The following is a 2980-nucleotide window of genomic DNA, read 5'->3' on the forward strand; positions in this document are numbered from 1 at the left end:
ATAATAAATCATTTGAAGCATTAGCTAATGATTTAAAATCATTAATAGGTTTAGAAAATGTGAAGAAAGAGATTGAGGATCTAGTCGCGTTTAATAAAGTTCAACAAAGTAGAGAAAAAATCGGTCTTAAAAAAACAAATAGAACTATGCATATGGCATTTTTAGGCAATCCAGGTACCGGTAAAACTANAGTTGCTAGAATCGTCGGGAATATGTATCGTTCTTTAGGAATATTAAGTAAAGGTCACTTTATTGAGGCGAGTAGAACAGACTTGATAGCAGAATATCAAGGTCAGACAGCCTCTAAAGTTAAAAGATTGATACAAAAAGCCAAAGGTGGTGTATTGTTTATAGATGAAGCATACAGTATTACAGAGAATGATAAAAGTGATAGTTACGGTCGAGAGTGTTTAACTGAGTTAACTAAAGCATTGGAAGACTATCGTGATGATTTGGTGGTTATTGTTGCGGGATATGATGAATTGATGAAGAAATTTTTTGAATCTAATCCTGGCTTAAAATCAAGATTTAATTATTTTATTACGTTTGAAGATTATACTGTGGACCAAATGTTTGATATTTTTCTTTCATGTTGCAAACATGAAGAGTACACTTTGCATGATTCTGCAAAAGAAAAATTAAAAAAATATTTAGAATTACATAGTAACAATCTTGAAAATAAAAATGCAAATGGACGATTTGTAAGAAATGTATTTGACAGGATAATTATGAACCAAGCAAGAAGATTGGCTAAATTAAATTCTGATACAAAGGAGAATTATGTTACAATTCTTGAAGAAGACATTTTTTGAATGAAATTAGAAAGCGACACATGAACGGAATTATCAACCTAAGAAAAGAAGCGGGCATGACCTCGCATGATGCGGTATTTAAGCTGCGCAAGATTTTAAAAACCAAGAAAATTGGTCATGGGGGCACCTTGGATCCAGATGTGGTAGGGGTGCTTCCGATTGCTGTGGGCAAGGCGACGCGCTTGGTTGAGTTCATGCAGGAGGAAGGCAAGGTCTACGAGGGGGAGATTACTCTGGGTTGCTCAACAACGACAGAGGATGCCAGCGGAGACATCCTAGAGCGGACTCCGGTGACAGAGCCTTTAGAAGAAGCTTTCATCGATGAAGCCATGGAGTCCATGACCGGTGAGATTCGCCAGATTCCGCCCATGTACTCTGCAGTCAAGGTCAATGGCCGCAAGCTTTATGAGTATGCAAGAGCGGGTCAAGAAGTGGAGCGGCCAGAGCGGCAGGTGACCATCTATAGTTTCGAGCGCACCAGTCCGATTTCCTATGAAGATGAACAAGCCCGCTTTCGCTTTCGAGTGAAGTGTAGCAAGGGGACCTATGTCCGAACCCTGTCTGTTGATTTGGGAGCCAAGCTTGGCTTTGCCAGTCACATGTCTCAGCTGACACGGACTTCCTCAGCAGGTATGAGCTTGGATGATGCCTTGACCTTAGATGAAATAGCGGAGCGAGTAGCAACGGAGGATTTCTCCTTTCTCCAACCACTTGAATTGGGAATCGGAGATTTAGTGAAGGTTGAGCTCTCTGCCGAGCAGGTCGAGGACGTGAGGAACGGCCGTTTTATCAGCTTGATGTCAGAAGAAGCTGAGCTAGCTGGCTTTTATAAGGAGAAGTTAGTAGCCATTTTGGAAAAGCGGGAAGCAGTTTACAAGCCTCGCAAAGTCTTCCTTTAATATCCGCAGTAGAATTGTCAAAAGATTGTTACTCTTTTGTAATATGAAATGTGCGCTTGCATGTTATAATTATTTCATTAAACCTCACAAAAGGACAGCAACTGCACAACTGCTGTCCTTTTGTTTTGCTTTTTTCAGATTTTGACAAACGCCCTGACTAGAGCAGTAAAGTTTTTTTGAATGTTTTGCAGTTTAGAGCGGAACGGATATTGTAAAAATAGCAAATGCGTAGTAAAATAGAGGAATGATGATAACCAAGAGAATTATAGATGAAAAAGGGATTGATCAGACAGAAGATACGGTCCTTGTTCTAGGCTATTTCGATGGGCTGCATAAGGGCCATCAGGCACTCTTTGAGAAAGCGAGAGAGATTGCCGATAAGCAAGGTCTCAAGATTGCCGTGATGACCTTCCCGGAGTCGCCTAAGCTAGCCTTTGTCCGCTATCAGCCTGAGCTCATGCTGCATTTAGCTAGTCCTGAAGACCGGATGGCGCAGCTGGAAAATCTAGGTGTTGACTATCTTTACCTGATTGACTTTACTAGCCATTTTGCAGGCAATACAGCCCGGGACTTTTTTGAGAAATACGTGTCTCGTCTGCGCGCCAAGGCTGTGGTAGCTGGCTTTGACTATCATTTTGGCTCAGACCGCAAAGAGTCACATGAGCTGAGAGATTATTTTAATGGCAAGATTGTTATCGTTCCCTCGGTTAATCTGGATAATCGGAAGATTTCTTCCACTCGGATTCGGGAGACGATTGCTGTCGGAGATATGCTGAAAACTCAAGAATTGCTGGGCTACCCTCTGTCCACTCGCGGTATTGTGGTTCATGGCAATGCCAGAGGACGGACGATTGGCTATCCAACAGCCAATCTAGCTCCCTTGGATCGAGTCTTTCTTCCAGGAGATGGCGTCTATGTCGCGGACGTTGAGCACAATGGTCAGCGCTATCGTGGTATGGCCAGTGTTGGGAAAAATGTAACTTTTGACGGTGATGAGCTTCGTTTTGAGGTCAATATCTTTGATTTTTCTCAGGACATCTATGGCGATACCATTCGGATTTTCTGGCTGGATAAGATTCGCGAGATGGTTAAGTTTGAAGGTATTGACAGTTTGGTTGCTCAGCTGCAGAGCGATGAACGGATCGCTAGAAGTTGGACTGGTTATCGAAATAGTTGAAAAATTTATATTTTCATGACATTCGGCAGTAATTTTCAAAAAAATATAGTCAAGCCAAATAAAATTTAGTATAATAGAGGTAGTTATTATAC

3 protein-coding genes are annotated in these 2980 nt (G+C 41.6%); all 3 read left to right on the plus strand.

Annotation, left to right across the window (positions count from 1 at the left end):
• On the plus strand, nucleotides 1-812 hold an 812-nt coding region (locus D8886_RS11435), incomplete at its 5' end, for an AAA family ATPase (protein ID WP_125435760.1).
• Between the two features lie 20 nt (nucleotides 813-832).
• Nucleotides 833-1711, plus strand: coding sequence for a tRNA pseudouridine(55) synthase TruB (gene truB, locus D8886_RS11440; RefSeq protein ID WP_125435764.1), 879 nt, complete (start codon nucleotides 833-835; stop codon nucleotides 1709-1711).
• Between the two features lie 247 nt (nucleotides 1712-1958).
• Nucleotides 1959-2888 carry a bifunctional riboflavin kinase/FAD synthetase gene (locus D8886_RS11445; protein WP_312023317.1) on the plus strand — a complete coding sequence of 310 codons (930 nt, stop codon included), beginning with the start codon at nucleotides 1959-1961 and terminating at the stop codon, nucleotides 2886-2888.
• The last annotated feature ends 92 nt before the right edge of the window (nucleotides 2889-2980 follow it).

The sequence above is a fragment of the Streptococcus sanguinis genome, assembly GCF_003943655.1.
In the GTDB taxonomy this organism is placed as follows: domain Bacteria; phylum Bacillota; class Bacilli; order Lactobacillales; family Streptococcaceae; genus Streptococcus; species Streptococcus sanguinis_F.

Bases quoted from the DNA above. Each gene is read 5' to 3' on its own strand.
- truB (WP_125435764.1), top strand. From the start codon at position 833: ATGAACGGAATTATCAACCTAAGAAAAGAAGCGGGCATGACCTCGCAT.
- D8886_RS11445 (WP_312023317.1), top strand. From the start codon at position 1,959: ATGATAACCAAGAGAATTATAGATGAAAAAGGGATTGATCAGACAGAA.